The sequence below is a fragment of the Latilactobacillus curvatus JCM 1096 = DSM 20019 genome (assembly GCF_004101845.1).
In the GTDB taxonomy this organism is placed as follows: Bacteria; Bacillota; Bacilli; order Lactobacillales; family Lactobacillaceae; genus Latilactobacillus; species Latilactobacillus curvatus.
Genome location: NZ_CP026116.1, coordinates 1,478,456 through 1,497,307 on the forward strand (window position 1 = coordinate 1,478,456; position 18,852 = coordinate 1,497,307).

The 18,852-nt window shown below is 42.7% G+C and carries 23 protein-coding genes; 11 read left to right on the forward strand and 12 right to left on the reverse strand.

Features of this window, described 5'->3' with window-relative positions:
• Positions 1–5: 5 nt before the first annotated feature.
• Positions 6–197: a helix-turn-helix domain-containing protein gene (locus LCU_RS07715; RefSeq protein WP_004271259.1), complete on the reverse strand. Its 192-nt coding sequence runs from the start codon at positions 195–197 to the stop codon at positions 6–8.
• A gap of 167 nt (positions 198–364) precedes the next feature.
• Between LCU_RS07715 and LCU_RS07720 the strand changes: the two genes are divergently transcribed.
• Positions 365–595 carry a helix-turn-helix domain-containing protein gene (locus LCU_RS07720; RefSeq protein ID WP_056966972.1) on the forward strand — a complete coding sequence of 77 codons (231 nt, stop codon included), beginning with the start codon at positions 365–367 and terminating at the stop codon, positions 593–595.
• Here LCU_RS07720 and LCU_RS07725 read toward each other — a convergent pair.
• Positions 588–1,628: an AI-2E family transporter gene (locus LCU_RS07725; protein WP_056966974.1), complete on the reverse strand. Its 1,041-nt coding sequence runs from the start codon at positions 1,626–1,628 to the stop codon at positions 588–590. The genes LCU_RS07720 and LCU_RS07725 overlap by 8 nt on opposite strands.
• Positions 1,629–1,783: 155 nt before the next feature.
• Between LCU_RS07725 and LCU_RS07730 the strand changes: the two genes are divergently transcribed.
• On the forward strand, positions 1,784–2,971 hold the full coding sequence (locus LCU_RS07730; protein WP_056966977.1) for an SAM-dependent methyltransferase: 1,188 nt from the start codon (positions 1,784–1,786) through the stop codon (positions 2,969–2,971).
• Positions 2,972–3,355: 384 nt separating this feature from the next.
• On the opposite strand, the gene LCU_RS07735 is transcribed toward LCU_RS07730, so the two are convergent.
• The 10 genes from LCU_RS07735 to LCU_RS07780 all read right to left on the reverse strand — a co-directional run bounded on the left by LCU_RS07735 (position 3,356) and on the right by LCU_RS07780 (position 10,275).
• Positions 3,356–3,571, reverse strand: coding sequence for a P8 family protein (locus LCU_RS07735; protein ID WP_004265779.1), 216 nt, complete (start codon positions 3,569–3,571; stop codon positions 3,356–3,358).
• Between the two features lie 83 nt (positions 3,572–3,654).
• The gene (locus LCU_RS07740) at positions 3,655–4,383 is read right to left on the reverse strand and encodes a hypothetical protein (protein WP_035186146.1); all 729 of its coding nucleotides are present in this window, start codon (positions 4,381–4,383) and stop codon (positions 3,655–3,657) included.
• 24 nt (positions 4,384–4,407) lie between these two features.
• Entirely contained in the window at positions 4,408–4,875 is a 468-nt protein-coding gene (locus LCU_RS07745) for a universal stress protein (protein ID WP_054644328.1), read from the reverse strand.
• Between the two features lie 17 nt (positions 4,876–4,892).
• On the reverse strand, positions 4,893–5,828 hold the full coding sequence (locus tag LCU_RS07750; protein ID WP_056966905.1) for a 2-dehydropantoate 2-reductase: 936 nt from the start codon (positions 5,826–5,828) through the stop codon (positions 4,893–4,895).
• Between the two features lie 132 nt (positions 5,829–5,960).
• Entirely contained in the window at positions 5,961–6,695 is a 735-nt protein-coding gene (locus LCU_RS07755; protein WP_056966903.1) for a hypothetical protein, read from the reverse strand.
• Positions 6,682–7,518 (reverse strand): ATP-binding cassette domain-containing protein, encoded by an 837-nt coding sequence (locus LCU_RS07760; RefSeq protein WP_056966902.1) that lies wholly within the window; start codon positions 7,516–7,518, stop codon positions 6,682–6,684. Before LCU_RS07760 ends, LCU_RS07755 begins: the two co-directional genes overlap by 14 nt.
• Before the next feature lie 23 nt (positions 7,519–7,541).
• Positions 7,542–8,033 (reverse strand): hypothetical protein, encoded by a 492-nt coding sequence (locus LCU_RS07765; RefSeq protein ID WP_004265780.1) that lies wholly within the window; start codon positions 8,031–8,033, stop codon positions 7,542–7,544.
• A gap of 89 nt (positions 8,034–8,122) precedes the next feature.
• Positions 8,123–8,662, reverse strand: a complete 540-nt coding sequence (locus LCU_RS07770) for a DNA-3-methyladenine glycosylase I (RefSeq protein ID WP_039098414.1) — start codon at positions 8,660–8,662, stop codon at positions 8,123–8,125.
• Positions 8,663–8,737: 75 nt separating this feature from the next.
• Entirely contained in the window at positions 8,738–9,226 is a 489-nt protein-coding gene (locus tag LCU_RS07775) for a universal stress protein (protein ID WP_004265855.1), read from the reverse strand.
• A 104-nt stretch (positions 9,227–9,330) separates the two neighbouring features.
• The gene (locus LCU_RS07780; RefSeq protein WP_128486136.1) at positions 9,331–10,275 is read right to left on the reverse strand and encodes a magnesium transporter CorA family protein; all 945 of its coding nucleotides are present in this window, start codon (positions 10,273–10,275) and stop codon (positions 9,331–9,333) included.
• A 120-nt stretch (positions 10,276–10,395) separates the two neighbouring features.
• Between LCU_RS07780 and LCU_RS07785 the strand changes: the two genes are divergently transcribed.
• From LCU_RS07785 to LCU_RS07825, 9 genes are all read left to right on the forward strand, one after another.
• A complete protein-coding gene (locus tag LCU_RS07785; protein ID WP_056966471.1) occupies positions 10,396–11,184 on the forward strand; it encodes a tyrosine-protein phosphatase in 789 nt (262 codons plus the stop codon).
• A gap of 44 nt (positions 11,185–11,228) precedes the next feature.
• A complete protein-coding gene (queG, locus tag LCU_RS07790) occupies positions 11,229–12,386 on the forward strand; it encodes a tRNA epoxyqueuosine(34) reductase QueG (RefSeq protein ID WP_056966469.1) in 1,158 nt (385 codons plus the stop codon).
• Positions 12,387–12,398: 12 nt separating this feature from the next.
• Entirely contained in the window at positions 12,399–13,592 is a 1,194-nt protein-coding gene (locus LCU_RS07795) for an MFS transporter (RefSeq protein ID WP_056966467.1), read from the forward strand.
• Positions 13,593–13,740: 148 nt separating this feature from the next.
• Positions 13,741–14,901: a betaine/proline/choline family ABC transporter ATP-binding protein gene (locus tag LCU_RS07800; protein WP_056966465.1), complete on the forward strand. Its 1,161-nt coding sequence runs from the start codon at positions 13,741–13,743 to the stop codon at positions 14,899–14,901.
• Between the two features lie 17 nt (positions 14,902–14,918).
• On the forward strand, positions 14,919–15,545 hold the full coding sequence (locus tag LCU_RS07805) for an ABC transporter permease (RefSeq protein ID WP_004265829.1): 627 nt from the start codon (positions 14,919–14,921) through the stop codon (positions 15,543–15,545).
• A gap of 10 nt (positions 15,546–15,555) precedes the next feature.
• On the forward strand, positions 15,556–16,491 hold the full coding sequence (locus LCU_RS07810) for an osmoprotectant ABC transporter substrate-binding protein (RefSeq protein WP_004265833.1): 936 nt from the start codon (positions 15,556–15,558) through the stop codon (positions 16,489–16,491).
• Entirely contained in the window at positions 16,488–17,147 is a 660-nt protein-coding gene (locus LCU_RS07815; protein WP_056966463.1) for an ABC transporter permease, read from the forward strand. The genes LCU_RS07810 and LCU_RS07815 overlap by 4 nt, the downstream gene beginning before the upstream one ends.
• A 25-nt stretch (positions 17,148–17,172) precedes the next feature.
• Complete coding sequence (locus LCU_RS07820; protein ID WP_039098420.1) at positions 17,173–17,538, forward strand: hypothetical protein; 366 nt, start codon at positions 17,173–17,175, stop codon at positions 17,536–17,538.
• A gap of 78 nt (positions 17,539–17,616) precedes the next feature.
• Complete coding sequence (locus tag LCU_RS07825) at positions 17,617–18,825, forward strand: DUF2075 domain-containing protein (protein WP_056966462.1); 1,209 nt, start codon at positions 17,617–17,619, stop codon at positions 18,823–18,825.
• Positions 18,826–18,852 lie beyond the last annotated feature (27 nt).

The following is an 18,852-nucleotide window of genomic DNA, read 5'->3' on the forward strand; positions in this document are numbered from 1 at the left end:
TATTCTTAAAAAAACACGTCGATTGGAATTCCCAAGCGGTCATGTAGTAATTGAATTTCTTTGACGGTAAATGGAATCTTCCCTCTAATCTTACGATTAGCCGTCGTTAATGTTTTGCCCAATACATCAGCAACAACTTGCTGTTTCAAATCATGACCCTTTAAATAACCTGATAGAACAAATAATTTTTCTGCCACATTCAGCACCCCCAAGAAACGTTATCAATCCCGTTCCACATTAGGAATATTACGATAATGTAAGAACTCTGTCAATTAAAAACTTTAGTCCCAAGTGTTCACTTATTGACGTCATTTGTCATATAATTAAACTTATAAGTCAAACGCGTGATAAAGGACGGTGCTAAATGTTCGGACAATTACTACACGATAAGCGAACTGCTAAGAATCTAACAATGCAACAGCTCGCCGATCTACTCAGCGCAAAATATAATACCAAGATTAGTAGCTCAATGATCTTCCGGTGGGAAAAAGGCGCTGCCCCATCACTAAAAGCATTATTTATTGTTGCTATCGAATTGCAAATCGATCTTAACCAATTGGCCACCCTTGTTGCGGATCCTAACCGCGTCAATTAGCCGCTTTTTTTTGTTTTTTACCCGATTTTTGAATGGTCTTCACACCTAGTACATCTAAAAAGAACGTAAAGATTGGTAATCCAACAATTAACCCCCAAGTTCCTAAGAAACGTTCTGCTACAAATAAAACAACAAATGTAAAGAAAATTGGCAGCTGTGTTTTACTCGACATAAATCGCGGATTCAAAACATATGCTTCTAGGGCATGAATGACTAAAATCATCACCAATATATAAACCACATACTGAATTCCGCCGACTGAAAAGGCGATAATGCACAATGGGATACATGAAACGATGACTCCTGCGACCGGTACCATCGACAATAGGAAAATCATGATGGCTAAACTCGGAATATTAGGCATTTTCATTACCGTTAACGTAATCGTTGTTAACACTGTATTCACAATTGCAATGAAGATTTGGGCTTCAATTACCACGCCAAAGGTATTCACGAATTTTTTAGCAAAATACATGATATCTTGGAAGAACCAGCCGTAAGTACTCTTCAAAAAGAGTTTTCCAAACTGCGGTAATCGGTCTAGCTCAATTGTGTAAAAGAAACTCAAAATAAACGATAAGACAATTGTGACGCCCATTGTTCCGATTCCGGTGATGTAATTAACGATTGTTGATACACCGTGTTTCAACTGATCCGTCAAGTTGAACTGTTTCATGTAATCCCCAATGGTTCGCATAAATTGATTCGCATCAAATGATGGACTTTGGTAGAAATTATAGACACTCTCGCCTAATTTAATTGACTGTTTAGCAATCTGTGGCACATAAATCGTTACTGCTAGATACACTAAAAAAATCACCAACATATAAAGCGGCACAACCACAGCTGCGGGCGGAATTTTTGAATACTGTTGGACCTTTCGTACTAATTGAGTCACTAAAAAAGTAAAGATGAACGTCAGCAAAATGATATTCATCATCGAGCGTGACACATAGATGACCCCAATCAACGTTAAGAGCACTACAACTCGTCTTAACTGCTGATTCGTCACAAATTTTTGATATAAACTCACGCAATTTCCTCCTATGGCAATTCTATATCATTATTTTACAACACTTCGAACTAATTGGATATTCTGGAATTCCGATAGTTGCAACTTACATCTTTTTAAAAATAGTCGTATACTACTCTGGTACTTCAAATTTACACCTAGAAAGGATTTTCGGTATGTTAGAAAAAACTTTTTATAAGAAACTACTACAACACTCTTTTGATTTCCCTGTTACCGTCAACTATTGGGACGGTAGCTCCGAAACCTATGGTTCTGGAGAGCCTGAAGTAGCGATTACTTTTAAAAAAGCGATTCCCATCAAACAATTGTCCAGCAACGCATCATTAGCCCTCGGCGAAGCGTACATGGCTGGCGACCTTGAAGTGACAAGTAATACAACAGATACCCCACTTCAAAAACTATTAACGGCGGCTTACACTAGCGCAGACAGTTTCATGCGTAATAGTCGCTACATTCATCTGATTCCAAAACAATCGCATTCAGAAAAGGCAAGTAAAAAAGATATCCAAAGTCATTACGATTTAGGGAATGACTTCTACCAACTTTGGTTGGATAAAACAATGACTTACTCATGTGCTTATTTTGAAAAACCAACTGATGATTTAGAGACAGCACAAATTAATAAAGTGCACCATATTTTACGCAAGCTCAATCCACAACCTAACCGAACATTGCTCGACATCGGCTGTGGTTGGGGCACCCTCATGTTAACCGCCGCTAAAGAATATCATCTCAAAGTGGTCGGGATTACCTTGAGTCAGGAACAATATGATTTCGTTCAACAACGGATTAATGACGAGGGCCTTAGCGATGTTGCTAGCGTCCAACTTGTTGACTATCGCGAACTCAAACACGCCCCATTCGATTACATTACCAGTGTTGGGATGTTTGAACACGTTGGTGAAGAAAATCTTGGTGCCTACTTCCAAGATATCGCTGACTACCTCACTGATGATGGGGTTGCCCTCCTTCATGGGATTACCCGTCAACAAGGCGGTGCGCGCAATGCCTGGATTAATAAGTATATTTTCCCAGGTGGCTATGTACCCGGTTTAGTTGAAAATACACAACACATTATCAATGCCGAACTACAAATTGCCGACATGGAACCCCTCCGGCGCCATTATCAAAAAACGCTGGAAATCTGGACTGCTAATTTTAACGCCCAAAAAGACGTCATTTTACCAAAAGCAGGTCCAGAATTCGTCCGCATGTGGGATCTCTATCTCCAAGCATGTGCCTCATCGTTTGAATCTGGGAACATTGATGTCATTCAATACCTCGTATCAAAAGGCCCCAGCGCAAGAGACCTCCCAATGACAAGAGAATATATGTATGATTAGAGTGCTGACTGTCGCGCTTAGTCATTGAGCATTAATTCAAAAATAACATAAATCCAGGTTTTAGGATTTATGTTATTTTTAGATTAAGCGGAAATTACTGCGACAGGAAGCACGTTTAGAGTGCTGAGTCGAACGGGTTGGCTTTGAGGATTACCCAAAAAACGGGTATTATGGCGATTTTTCAGCCATAATGCCCGTTTTTAGGTTAACCGGAAAAGGCAGCTCGAGGAAGCACGTTTCAAATCAAAGTACCTGATTCTGCGGGAAAGATATGGCAGATGAAACCCGTTTTCGTTAGCGTGCTGACTCAAACGGGTTGGCTTTGAGGATTACCCAAAAAAGACCCGCTAATCAACAATGATTAGCGGGTCTTTTTTTATTGCCTTATTTTAAAAGCGCTTCTGCCTTTTCTCTAACTTCCGCGTCGCTCATCTTAAGATAGGGTTTCATTGCCTCAACGGTTTTATCCGTGTTCCGGCCGTTGGCTTCCATATAGTGATCCCACAAAGCATCACGGACGATTGTGTTATCGTCACTCCAATCAAATGCTTCTGACATCTTCATATCTAAAACCAATGTTTTTTCAACAGCTGCTGCCATATTAAAAACCTCCCATTTCTTTTTTACAACTCTAATGATAAACCTCTTTTGAAAAAGTGTACCAAAATACGCACTTTTATTTTTTAGAGTCCTGTTAGTAGGTTTAAAATCACGATTTGGCTAATGCCAATTGCCAAGACAACATGGGTTAAGATTTCAAATAATAAAATAGCATAGACGCGATCAAAAGCTGCCCATCGAGTTTGAAATAAACTAATCCCAACCGCAATGTTCAAACTGACGTACATCACTGCAACCATGATTAAGACGAACCAGATGGCGGTCATCCCGAAACATAGAGCAGCCAACAGCGCAGCTAATGCTAAAATAACGGTTATCCCACTGTACGCACTAATCTCCGTTAGATACGCGCGCAAGGTGGTTGTCGTCTTCTTCAATAAGTAACGCTTGAGTAAAAATCCGATTCCCAAAACAACCACCAGAATAAATAGTTGTCCACCGAGTGCCTTCATATCAAGCGGTAATAAGTTTAGCCGTTGGCGCAAGACAATTTGTGACGCCATCACCCCAGCAACCGCACCAATTTGTTCTGACCAACTGGCAATGAGCAAACTTGCCGTTGCAGTATTCATTAATATAACCAGACCAAACGTGACTAAGCCAAACCACAGGTTGGCCCACTGCCATTGCACCTTTAGCGGTTGTTTTAAACTCCGCGCTAAAAATTGATAGTATTGTTGCAGGAGCGATGTTTGCTGTTTTGTTTGCGTTGATTGGTGCACTAGACCGCAATTGGGACATTGGTGCAATTTACGCCCATATTTAATATGGCATTGTGTACATTCTATCATTCGTCTGATCTCCAAATACTTAATTTACCGTACAACTGTGACTGAACATGGCGCGTATTTCGCTAAATAGCTCGCATGTGTCCCGATTAAATGTTTAGATGGTTTCGTCTTTGAACCACAGATGACCAAGTCTGGTTGGAAACTAGGAATCACTTCTTCAACAATCACGTGTCCTGGATTACCTTCATTTAAAATCGGCGTCACATCTTCAACCCCGAATTCTTTCGCTTTTTGAACATAAACATCTAGATCGGTTGCGATTTCTTCTCGGCGCCCTTCAACCACGTTTGGTGAGAGTGATTGATAAATGTTCAAATCGCCGGTTTCCAAAATGCTGACAATCCCTAATGGAATTTGATAGGCCTTAGCAAGCGTACAAGCATAGTTAAAGGCCCGTTTGGATGAGGTTGTGTCATCATCATCGATAGCAATTAATAATTTTTGATAGTGCATTGATTCAACTTCGATATTTAATTGGCGTTTTTCTGTCATTAGTTAAGACTCCTCGTTTATTTAATCAATAATGCTTCTTTGGCATGAATTAATTCCGTGATTAATTGGTTGACTGGGGTCGCAATGTGCTTTTCGGCGCCTTTGCGTGCCACGTAACCATTTAAGTAATCCACTTCGGTTAAGCGGTGATGTTGCACTAAATCCTGGTGCATTGAAGGATAATGACCACCTGCTTGTTCTGGTGCAAACATCTTGCTGATGTGGGCAATCGTCGTGGGAATGTCTAATTCAACGGCTTCTGTTGCAGCAACCGCTGAGAATTCCGCCACAATTGAACGCAAGAGTTGTTGCGCTTGTGGGGTTTGGCCCAATTGTGCAATATTACAGTCTAACAAGGCACACAAGCTGTTCAGTGTCCCATTAACGCAGGCTTTACGCCAGATTGAAAAGAGTACATCTGAACTATATTGCGCATTTAAGCCAGCCGCACTCAACAAGGCAACTAATGCTTGTGCCGATTCTTTGCCATCTGGATCAACATTTTGTAATTCGACATTCCCAGAGCCTGTTAATGTAATCGCACCTGGTCCCGTTAACCCCGCCGTCCAAAGTGTAATGCCGACAAAAATATTTTCTTTGGGCAGGTATTGTTCAATCGTTTCGGGATGCCCGAGACCGTTCAATAAACAGACTACTTTTGTCTTAGCACCGATTAAGGGTTTGATGGCTTGTAACATGTCGACTAGCTGCATCGATTTTGTGAATAAAATAATGACGTCTTGAACTTCTTTAATATCCGTTGGCAAAGCAGCCGGAATTCGAACCTGAACGGGTTCGTGCCCCGCTTCTACAACCGTCAGGCCATTGGTATTGATTGCTTGAACGTGTTCTGCCCAATTATCAAGTAACACAACATCATTTCCAGCTGATTGTAACATGTAACCAAAACGACTGCCCATTGCGCCTGAGCCAGCGATTGCAATTTTTGTCATAGATTATAAAAGCTCCTTTTATGATTTGAATTCTTTTTAATCATGCCACATTTTTAAGATTTTTTCACCCGTAACCGCTTAATTCAACTTAAAAAGAAGCTGTCAAACCGCTTATAGCAGCCTGTCAGCTTCTTAAAATAGGAATTTACGCCTTCTTAAAATTAATTGATCAATCAATAATAAGACCAAGCTATAACCAAGACTCATTGCCCATGATAATAAAATATCAACTAGCGAAATGTGTCCCAACGTGTTGAAGAGTTGCGCCATGGTCGAAACGGGTGGCAAAATCCCCAGAATATAGAGGTAGGGATGCCAGTAATTGACAATCGCTTCACCTAAACTGCCGAGAACCACCATCAAGATGGTCAACGTACCGGCCATCCGGCGATTCACTAAAATTCGCCGTTGCCAGAACAAACCGGTCATTACTGAAACAGGTAAAATACTCGTCAACATTAAGGTCCCGCCTAGCCAATCCCACCAGCTAAGTCCTCGACCAAAAGCGTGGTGCCCATTGAGCACGTAAGTAATTGCCAAGCTTCCCATCCCAATTAGGACAAAGAATAATCCCAACAAGATGAGATAGCTAATTAAACTGAGATAAAAACGGCGTTGCTTCTTTAATTTTAAAATTAAAAGTTTTTCCATTTGAAGGGGAAATTGATTGATGTAACTGTAGGTCAACCACGTCAATAAGATAAACAGTGTCATTAATAATGTAGCGAGGCTGCCGACGAAATCTTGTGGTTGCACCGCATAATTGACTAATAAGGCCACTATCCAAAATAGCAAAGGCCCCCACAAATTCCCATTATCAAAAACCATTTTCTGATGCAAACGTAACTGTGCACTAAAGGACTTCATAACGTAACCCCCTTAGGCTAAAGCCACTTTTTAACATTGCTTGAATTAATTCATCACTATTTTTGATATTTGCATACAAGACGACGTACCGCGTACCATCAACAATTTTTAAAGCTAACTGTTGTAAAGTAGCGGGAAGTGCGAGTGATCGCGGTGTAGTTGCAAATTCTAACCGCATCACCTTTTCTTCCGGCTGCGGTAATTCTTCAATCGGCAATAGCCGCATCGCATCTAGTTCATAAATTTCAGTAGCCAACTGTTCGATTAAAAAAGCGTTGTTAGTGCCGACAATGATGGCGCCCCCTTTTTGGCGGTAGTCTTTCAACCAATGAATCATCCGCATCTGGGTCGTTCCATCTTGACCAGCCAACGGTTCATCTAGCAATAAAATATCTGGGGTCCGCAAAATCGCCTGCACAAAGTTCACTTTTTGCAGACTACCGCGTGACAATTGATTTAACGGTGTATTAAGTGCCGCCGCTAACCCAAATTCATAGGCTAATTCATTAATCTGACCTTCTAAATTTCGATTGCTAAACTGATCTAATTCTCCTAGCATCCGCAAATAAGTCTTAGGTGTCAGTCCATTTGGTGCGAGTTGTTCAGCCATATAGCCAATCCGCATCTTCGGTGCAATCTCCAGTGTCCCGCGTTCAATATTCGTCAATCCTGCTAGTACGTTAAGCAACGTGGTTTTCCCCGCGCCGTTTTGCCCAGTAATCGCGATACAAGCTTGCCGATCAATCCGTAAATTGAGACGTTTAAAAAGTTGTCGCCGCTGATATTTTTGCGAAAAATCACGCAATTCTAGCACTGCTCCCATTTAACTTGCCAACCTTTACTGGATTATTTTGCTTGCCAATTAGCGATGTTTTGCGCAGCCAAAGCTAAACTCAACACAGCATCTTTAGACAAATCAGCTTGGATTAAGTTATGTTTAACGGTTGCAGCCACTGCACCAATGACAGCCAAACCATATGTCAACACTTCTAAATCGCGTTTAACGAGATATTGATCTTCATAAACAGCTTCGTGGCTGTATTCAAAGTTGACTTTGTTTTCAGCTAAAACACCATCCACGTGGGTCACCATAATCCGATCGGTCACATCGATTAATAATTTGTGGTCATCTGATAACGTTAATTTATGATCTGACTCTGATTGATAATATGTTTCTTCTGTAATATCAAAATACTTAACGACCGGGTTATTTAAAACGCCAAAATCATCCAAAACAGCAAAAATTGTTTCTGGATTTAATTGCACTTTGCGATCGGCAATTGCTGCCATGTTTTCTTCTAACCAATCTGCTAATTGGCGAACATTATCCTGTGTCATATGTGGGACTCCTTTAATTAATCTAAATGAATTCTATCCCTCCATAATACACCATCCGCAATATTAGCGCGACTGACTGCACCAAAAAGTTACTGTGACATCAGATGATCATCAATTACGCCAGCTCCTTGTAAGAATGAATAGATGACGACTGGTCCGACAAATTGAAAGCCCCGCCGTTTTAAATCCTTGCTGATTTGGATCGATAGCTCTGATTTTGCGGGGACATCCGCCCAAGTTCGGGGCCGATTTACAATTGGCTGTCCATCAACAAAGCCCCATAGATACTGATCAAAGCTTCCTGCACTCTTTTGTAACGCAAGGACGGCTTGTGCATTATTGACCGTTGCATTCAACTTAGCACGATTGCGGATAATTGCCGGATTGGTCAGTAACTGCTCAATTTCGGTTGGTGTCATCTGCGCTACTTTGGCAATTTCATAGTCTTTAAATGCTGTCCGAAAGGCAGCACGCTTATTTAATACAGTCCGCCAACTCAAGCCAGCCTGATACAACTCCATACATAATAGTTCAAATAAGCGTTGGTCATCATGTTCCGGTTTTCCCCACTCTGTTTGGTAATACGCCAATAACTCAGGTGAATCATACATCCAATCAGCTTTTGTCATTATTACCACCTCCTAAATTGAACTACGCAAAAAGGCTAAAAAGAATTCATCCTTTTTAGCCTTTGGGATTGTTATTTATTTTTTCTTACTTGCTTTTTGATAAGGGCGATTTTCAACATCAGTCTTGACGATTAACACGTCACAGATAGCTGTGCGGTTAACATATTCTGTCACAGAACCCATCAACATCCGTTCAACTGCATTCAAGCCAGTAGAGCCCATCATGATTAAATCGGTTTGATATTCTGTCGGGAAGTCGCGTGCGATAACATTCTTAGGATTACCAAACCGCACATGAATCTCGACATCTTTCAAACCGTCATTGGTTTGGATATCATATTTTAAACTGTTGAGATAATTCTGTGCATCTTCAGAGATTTGGAAAATAGCGTCTCCTGAAAGCATGCCACTATAACTCCCTGCAAATTGCTTGGTATCCAAAACGTTCAAAATATCCAAGCGCGCCTGATTCATCTTAGCAACCCACACTGCTTTATTTAGTGCTAATTCAGCTTCTTCAGAGCCGTCAACTGGGACGAGTATTCTTTTATATTCTTGAACCATGTTGTTCATCTCACTTTCTCTATATGCACCTGTTACACTTTAAGAATATACCGCTTGGAAAAACAATTCAAGCAAAAAAGCGAAGCGCTTCCGCGAACATTTAATTAGAAGTAGTCTTTCTTTTTTAACCACCAACCGACACAAAGGCTAATGGCTAATGACAATCCTAATAGCACGAGAAACCCTAACTTACTCTCGGCTAGCGGGACCGGTACGTTCATCCCCCAGAAACCACCTAACGTTGTCGGAACCGTTAGAATAATTGAGAGTGATGTTAGTGTCTTCATAATATTATTCAATCGGTTTGAAATAATATCTGAAAGCAAATCACTTAACTGTGCCAATAACTCACGATACGTTGTAATCGCCTTATCGGACTTGGCAAACTGCAAGTCAATCCGATACAGTAAGTCTGTATGTCCTGACACGCGCTCAAATAATGGAGTTGCCTTAATTTGCGGAATAATTTGCTGGTTACTCTTAAGCCCTAAATCCAAATAGACAACACTCTTTTTAAGAGACTTGAGTGCATACAACAACCGATTGCGTGTCGAAACATGTACATTTTCTTCCAATTGTTCAATCTGTTGCGCAACGACCGCTAAAGCCGCTAAATAACGTTGATAGATGGCCGAAACACTCTTTAGAGCAACCGTTTCAATTTGACCATCCAGGCCTTCTAACGTGAGTATTTCATCGATGAGCTCGGACTGTTGATGCCCCACAGTTAATAACGTCTGGCCACTAATGATTAACGAAAAAGGCCGCGTAATATATTCCGCATGATCTTCTGAATCATGGGTTTTAACTGGTACCAGTAAACAAATATGGGTCAATACTTCACCGGTGTCCGTTGTAAATGTTTCATACCGTGCGACTTCATTGATATCTTGGGCCACCTCAAATAACACCGCTGGTAAGTGGTATTTTTTAGCGAAATGGTGCATCTCATGTTTAGTTGGTGCTTCAAAATGAATCCAGTCGGCACTTTTTTCAGAGGTTCCTTCAACCAACTGGCCCTCAGGTGTCATTTCAAAATACGTAATCATCTGCTCACTCCACTCTTAATACCCCTATCATACTGTTTCTCCCCACATACTGACAAGTTAAGTTGATTGCCCATTAAATATGCTACAATATTGGTATCATTGGATAAGGAGTTGACGCATATGACACACCGCATTTTGCCACTTGAAAAAGGCCATAACTTTAGAGAATTGGGCGGCTATCAAACAAAAGACGGCCGGACCCTTAAATGGCATAAAGTCTTACGTTCCGCTAGTCTAGCCCACCTAACACCACATGATTTAGCTTATTTAACTGATTATGGCGTGCGCTATGATGTTGATTTTCGCTCACCTGAAGAAACTGCCAAGTCACCAGACAAGGTCCCTGCCAATGCAATCTATGAATCCTTACCCGTTTTCAAAATTGATGAAACGGCTAGTACGGCATCAGAAGCTGATCTTTTTAAAACGTTCAGTGCTGATCCAAAAAGTGGTCATGAACATATGATTCAAGTCTATGTCGACTTAATTAACCAAGATCACTCCAAGCAAGCTTACCGGCAATTTTTCGACTTGTTGCTAGCAAACGATAAGGAGGACCAATCCTTACTGTTTCACTGCACGGCTGGTAAAGATCGTACTGGGATGGGCGCTGTTTTCTTGTTGAGTGCACTCAGTGTTCCAGAAGAAACGATTCGCACAGATTACTTATTAACGAATCAAGCTTCTGCCGCTTTCGTGACCCAATCGCTTGCAAAACTACAACAAAAAACACAGAACCAGTCTGTGTTCCAAAGTTATCAGTCATTACTAACGGTTCATCAAGATTACCTCGATACCGCCAAACAAGCGATTGAATCCGAAAATGGTTCGTTGCAAGACTATTTATCACACGATCTCCAGTTAAGCCAACACGACTTAGCTGACCTGCGCAAAATTTATTTAGCATAACCCATTTGTTTCACATGAAACTTAAAAAAGGAGCGTGGCTTTGAATGCCCACTTTAAAAGAACAAGTGATTGAGGCGAGCAAAACCATCGGCATCGATAAGATTGGTTTCACATCGGCAGCGCCTTTTGATTATTTAGAAGCAAGTCTTAAGGAACAAAAAGCAAATGGTCATTCGACTGGATTCGAACATAAAGTGCTTGAAGAACGCCTTTATCCAGATTTAATTTTCGACCAACCTAAATCGATTATCGCGATTGCTCTTGCCTATCCAACAAAAATCATCAATAAGCCAGCGCGAACTGGTGCTAAACGCGGTAGTTTTGCCCGCGCTTCGTGGGGGATTGACTACCACGATATTCTGCGCGATAAGATGGACCAGCTGATCAGCGCTATCGAAACACTTGCTGATTCAGATACTGAAATTACTTTTAAGCCAATGGTTGATACAGGCGAACTGAGCGATGTGGCTGTTGCGCAACGTGCTGGGTTGGGCTTCATCGGTTTGAATGGTTTATTAATTACACCCGAATTCGGTTCTTATGTCTATCTTGGTGAAATCATTACCAACATCCCATTTGAACCAGACACACCGATGGCCAATCAATGCGGCAGCTGTACGCGCTGCATCGATTACTGTCCACCACAGGCATTAATGGGCGATGGCCGCCTCAATGCCAAGCGTTGCTTATCCTATCAAACACAAACCAAAGGGTTCATGCCCGAAGAATTCAGACCAAAAATTCGCAGTGTCATTTACGGCTGTGATATTTGCCAACAAGTATGTCCGTTTAATAAAGGAAAAGACTTCCACTTCCATCCTGATATGGAGCCAGATCCAGAATCTGTGATACCCGAATTACAGCCCGTGCTAACCATCAGTAACAAGCAGTTCAAACTTCAATTTGGACACCTTGCTGGTTCGTGGCGTGGCAAAAAGCCACTTCAACGCAATGCGATTATCGCACTCGCCAACGTGAAAGACCGCACCGCGATTCCGAAGTTACTCGAACTCATCGATACTGATCCGCGCCCTGTCATTCGCGGCACTGCTGCTTGGGCGCTCAGTCAATTAGTGCGCGATGTCACGCCTGAAATTTTAGACTTTCTAGAAACAGCCGCAAAGCGTGAAGAAGAACCGGAAGCCCAAGTTGAATTCGACAATGCACTTCAAATTCTAAAAGAACGTTATTCAGAGAGGTAGGTCCACCCTAGTATGTCAGAAAGTGCTCCGCAAAAAACAGTCCTTACGCAGCCATTAATCCTTTTGATGGCTTTTATTACCGGCGTTGCCGTCTCCAATCTATATTACATCCAACCGATTCAAGCACTCGTAGCGACCACTTTCCACGTTACAAGTGGTGCGGTCGGGACTGTTGCAATGTTGACACAGGTCGGTTATGCACTTGGCTTGTTGCTGATTGTCCCGTTTGGTGATGTGATGAGCCGTTACCAGCTCATATTACGGATGCTTGGCTTATCCTTACTATCCTTATTAGCCGCTTACCTAGCACCCAATTTCATTTTCTTTGCCTTGACTGGTTTGATGATTGGCCTCACCTCAGTGGTTCCTCAAATCATCATTCCATATGCAGCCGTCCTCGCTCAACCACAAAAACGGGGCGCAGTGCTCGGCACCATTCTCAGTGGTCTTCTAATGGGTGTGCTCCTATCCCGAAGCTTTAGCGGCATTATTAGTAGTTACATTCATTGGCGTTGGGTGTATCTCATCGCTACAATTGCGATTGCGCTTTTAATCCTTCTGGCAGCCCTCAAATTACCTAAGGATTCCCGTCCAAAAAACGGGCCAAGCTACTGGCAGACAATCAGTTCAATTCCAGGGCTTATCGCGCACCAGCGGCTGTTACGGGAAGCCGCCATCAACGGTTTTTTCATGTTTGGGACACTTAGTATTTTCTGGTCGACACTCATTTTCTATATGGCCAGTCCCGCCTATCGTCTCGGTAGTGGTACCGTTGGTCTATTAGCAATCCTTGGTGCGGCTGGTGCTTTAGCTGCACCAATTATCGGTCGCTTAGCCGATGCTAAATCACCTCGCTTTATTATCGCCACTGGCTTATTCATGATGACCATCAGTTATCTTTTATTCTTATTCTGGGGGCATTTCATGCCGATTCTAATGCTCGGGATTGTTTTATTAGATGTCGGAAACCAGTGCGGTCAGGTTGCCAATCAAACCCGGGTCCAAATGCTTGGTGAAGCCACTAGTAGTCGCAACAATACCGTCTTCATGTTTGCCTATTTCATGGGTGGTGCTTCCGGTTCATTCTTTGGCGCCCTCGCTTGGAGCTTCGGTGGCTGGGTCGCCGTTTGTCTCTTAGCGCTAGCTTATCAATGTCTCGCTTTAATTGCCCACTTTATTCTTTATCGTCCTAAATCAACAGGTTAATTAATGGCCGGTGTAACGTTCTCAATTCCGTTACACCGGCTTTTTGATACCTATCAGTAAAGCGTATTCATTGACAGTTGCATGTTACGTATCTAACATAGTTATTATATAGCAATAAATTTCCAATCATCACAATAGGAGGTTCCTTATGACACATTATCTAACGTTTGATCACGTTTCAAAGCTCTATCGCGGTGGTAACAAAGCCGTTGATGACATCAGTTTTACTGTCGACAAAGGCGAATTCATTTGTTTGATTGGGACGTCTGGTTCTGGGAAAACAACAACCATGCGGATGATTAATCGCATGATTAACCCAACCAAAGGAACGATTACCTTAGATGGTGAAAATCTCGCTAATGTAGACCCCGTTAAATTGCGGCGAAAAATTGGTTACGTCATTCAAAATATTGGCTTAATGCCACACATGACTATTCAAGATAACATCACAATTGTCCCTAAACTCTTAAAATGGTCCCCAGAAAAACGCCATGCAAAGGCGCTCGAATTACTAAAATTAGTGGAAATGCCTGCGGACTTTTTAGACCGTTACCCAAGCCAATTATCAGGTGGACAACAACAGCGAATTGGGGTGATTCGCGCACTTGCAGCTGGACAAGATATTATTTTGATGGACGAACCATTTGGTGCTCTCGATCCAATTACGCGTGAGGCACTTCAAGACTTAGTAAAACAACTTCAATCAGAACTCGGTAAAACAATCGTCTTTGTCACCCATGACATGGATGAAGCACTCAAATTAGCGTCACGCATTGCCATCATGGATAACGGCCAAATCATCCAAATGGGAACGCCCAATGAAATCTTGCGAAATCCTGCCAACCAATTCGTCGAAGACTTAATCGGTCACGATCGTTTGATCGAAGCCAAACCAAATGTCGAAACTGTTGGCCAAATCATGCTTAAAAGTCCAGTCGCTATCACACCAGGTAAATCATTAGTTGATGCGATTCGCTTAATGCGCCAACGCCGCGTTGATACCTTACTGGTTGTCGACGAAAACCAACATTTAAAGGGACTCGTCGATATTGAAAATATCGACCATCATTACAAAGACGCAACTAGTGTTGGTGACATTATGTCTACCAAGATTAGTTACGTGAACGAAAATGATTTGGTCCGGGATACCATTGAACGGATTCTTAAACGGGGCTGGAAATACGTTCCCGTTATCAACGATGATCATCAACTTGTTGGGATTGTCACCCGGACAGCCCTAGTCGATGTCGTTTATGATGCTGTCTGGGGTGATACTGACGAATCTGAAGCAGAATCCGACCAACAATAGAAAGGGAGGAATCGATGATGCTCACTTTTTTAACAGAACATGGCTCTGATTTACTGATTAAAACTTGGGAACAACTCTACATTTCCGCAATCGCCTTAGTTCTGGGCATAATAGTTGCGGTGCCCCTTGGAATTGCCCTCACCCGATTTCCTAAAACTGCCAAAGTAGTGATTGCCATTGCCAGCATGCTCCAGACCGTCCCCTCATTGGCACTATTGGCTTTAATGATTCCGCTCTTTGGGATTGGCAAAGTACCAGCAATCATCGCCTTATTTATCTACTCACTACTCCCTATTTTGCGGAACACCTACATCGGCATGAACGATGTCGATCCGATTCTAAAAGATAGTGCTAAAGGAATGGGCATGACGCCGGTACAATCAATTATGCAAGTGGAAATCCCAATGGCGACCCCCGTGATTATGGCAGGAATTCGCCTATCTGCGGTTTACGTGATTGCTTGGGCAACCCTTGCTTCATATATTGGCGCTGGTGGTCTTGGCGACTTGATTTTCAACGGGTTGAATCTTTTCAAACCGGATTTAATCATCGGCGGGACAATTCCCGTCACATTGTTAGCATTGCTAGTCGATTTTGGCTTGGGCCGGTTGGAAAAACAACTGACCCCCGCTGCAATCAGATAAGGAGGCTCCTATGCATAAAATACGCCGATTCATTACGAGTTGCGGATTATTAGTTGGCAGTCTCCTCCTGTTAAGTGGCTGTCAGTCACTTGGCATCGGAAACCGTCAATCACAAACAATTCGCATTAGCTCTTCAAGCACCACTGAGTCACAAATTCTCGCCAATATTCTGAGCGAGTTGATTACCCACGAAACACAAAATAAGGTCACTTTAATTAATAATCTGGGTTCTTCAACGGTAACGCATGAATCACTAATTCGTGGTGACGCCGACATAGCTGCTAGTCGCTACGCTGGAACTGAACTTACTGGTACTTTAAAAATGAAACCTACTAAAGATCCTGAAAAAGCCCAAAAAATCGTTAAAAAAGCTTTCAAAGATCGTTACAACCAAACATGGTTCCCTTCCTACGGGTTTGCGGACACCTATGCCTTTATGGTCACCCAGGAAACCGCCAAGAAATATCATTTAGAAACCGTCAGTGATCTCGGAAAAGTGGCGGATCAACTAACAGCTGGTGTCGATTCCGTCTGGGTAAATCACGAAGGCGATGGCTATCCCGCATTTAAAGAAACGTATGGCTATGATTTCAAGAAAGTTGCGCCCATGCAAATCGGACTGGTTTACAGCGCACTGGCGGCTGGTAAAATGGACGTCGTTTTAGGTTACTCAACCGATGGACGGATTAAAAGTTATGACTTAAAAGTCTTAAAAGACGATCGCCGCTTCTTCCCACCATACGATGCGAGCGTGGTCGCCACTGATCAGATTCTCAAAGAACAGCCAGCACTAGCGCCCCTTTTACACCGTCTAGATGGCAAAATCGACCTCGACACCATGCAAACCCTCAACTTTAAAGTTGATAATGATCTACTAGAACCCGCAGTAGTCGCAAAACAATTTCTTCAGGAACATAATTATTTCCGGAAAGGAGCCGCTAAATGACTAATTTAAATACTTGGCAACAACTTGTCTATTATTTCCAGCATAATGGCAGTTATGTTTTACGGCAGTTTAGTCAGCATTTTTTGATTTCGATTTATGGCGTTTTACTTGCCGCGTTGATTGGCATTCCCTTGGGGATTTTTATTGCGCACCGGAAAAAGCTCAGTAATGTTATAATTGGGGTAGCGAATGTCATCCAAACAGTGCCTTCACTCGCAATGCTCTCAATCATTATGCTTGGCTTGGGGCTTGGCACACGAACCGTCATTGCGACTGTCTTTTTATACTCCTTGCTCCCGATTATCAAAAATACTTACACCGGTATGGAGAATGTTTCCGATAATATTATCGATTCCGGAATCGGGATGGGCATGACAAATTGGCAACTGTTACGGATGGTTGAACTTCCCTTATCATTGGCCGTCATTATGGCGGGGATTCGCAATGCCTTAGTGGTTGCCATCGGGATTACAGCGATTGGCGCGTTTGTTGGTGCCGGCGGTTTAGGCGACATCATTATTCGCGGGACCAACGCCACTAATGGCGGCGCCTTAATCTTAGCTGGTGCCCTGCCAACCGCCCTGATGGCCATTATCGCTGATGTGACGTTAGGCTTTATTCAACGCCACTTAGAAGCTCCACAAGCACGACCTTAAATCTCAACATTAGGAAGGTGTCACTATGAAACTGTATCAAGCATTAACCCAAGTCACACTAAACACACAAATGGTTGACGATTTACCTGATTTTCAGATTACAACCGTTTTAGACCAACCATTGAACTTTGCCCCTACTCAGCTTTACCATTATATCGATGCCGTTTTAAAGAGCGGTTCTCGTCACGATGAAAATAACCTGTTATATGTCACAGACGCGATTTTTATCACTGAAAACTACAACTTTAAACAAACTGAATTCGCGGCACTTGCCACAAGCTTCGAAGAACGGGTAACATTAGCGCGTAAAATTGTGGCCGATCTCAACCGCCACGTCTCCGTCAATCTCGATTTAGTGCAACATGAATTCCAACTAATTTTTGTCGATTAGCACGACTGCCCCAGGCGATGTTATTTCTACATCTACTGGGGCTTTTTTTATTGAAATGAATGAACAGGAGTCCTCACTTTGCAAAATGCACAGCGTCAAAATAGCGCGCTTTATAAATTCAATCGTCCCGCCAACCAACTAACAACGGAACAACAAGCACTACAAGAACAAGTCATTCAATTTTGTTTGGCAAACGCGCACGCCGAACACGCCACCTTCTTGATTCAAGGTGCGGCCGGGACTGGTAAGAGCGTGATTCTCAGCAGTGTCTTCAAGGTACTGCAGACACTTGCGCGCCAAACACCCACCTCGCCACTCTATGGCAGTCAAAACGTTCTATTGGTCAATCATCCAGAAATGCTAAAACTCTACAAAAGTGGCACAACAACGGCACCCGTTTTATTGAAAAAAGATTTTCAACGCCCAACGACATTCATCAATCAAGCGGCTAAAAACCACCAACTTGCCGATATCGTCCTCGTTGATGAGGCACACCTACTGTTAACCAAATCCGACCCCTATAACCACTTCAATCAAACAAATCAACTCGATGAAATTCGCCGACACAGTCGGATCACCATTCTGATTTTTGATGAACAGCAAGTGCTTAAAGTGAAGAGCTTCTGGCAACAGCAACAACTCCGCCAACGAATTGAAGCTGCTCCCCATCAGACCGCGCAACTAACCCATCAATTTCGGATGCAAGCCCATCCAAGTGTTGAAAATTGGGTGCAAACCTTTCATCAACAACAAGTCGCTGCCCTGCCACATGATCCACACTTTGAATTCAAAGTATTCACCGATGCCAATGAGCTCTATCAAACGATTCGCTTTAAAAACCAAACGAGTGGGCTTGCACGCATGCTAGCTACTTACGATTTTCCAGCAACACTCAATGATGGTCACGATCACTTCGTTGAGACATCGACATTCAAATTACGCTGGGATCGGTATCAGCCAACCGCTAAAACCTATTGGGCAGAACGTGAAGATAGTATAGATGAAGTCGGATCCGTGTACACCATTCAAGGCTTTGATCTCAACTATGCCGGCGTCATCATCGGGCCATCCGTCACGTATGATCCACAAAGTGAGCGGCTAGTTATTCATCCTGAATATTACGAGGACCAAGCCGCATTTGCCGGCGCAGCACAGCTGGCTGATCCTGAAGCCGCGAAACAGCAAATTATTCTTAATAGCCTCTACGTTCTAATGAGCCGCGCTAGAAACGGCCTTTACCTCTATGCTGTTGATCCCGCACTTCAGGCCAAATTGCTCAGCTTATGACAAATCGATTTTATTTCCCGGGGAATA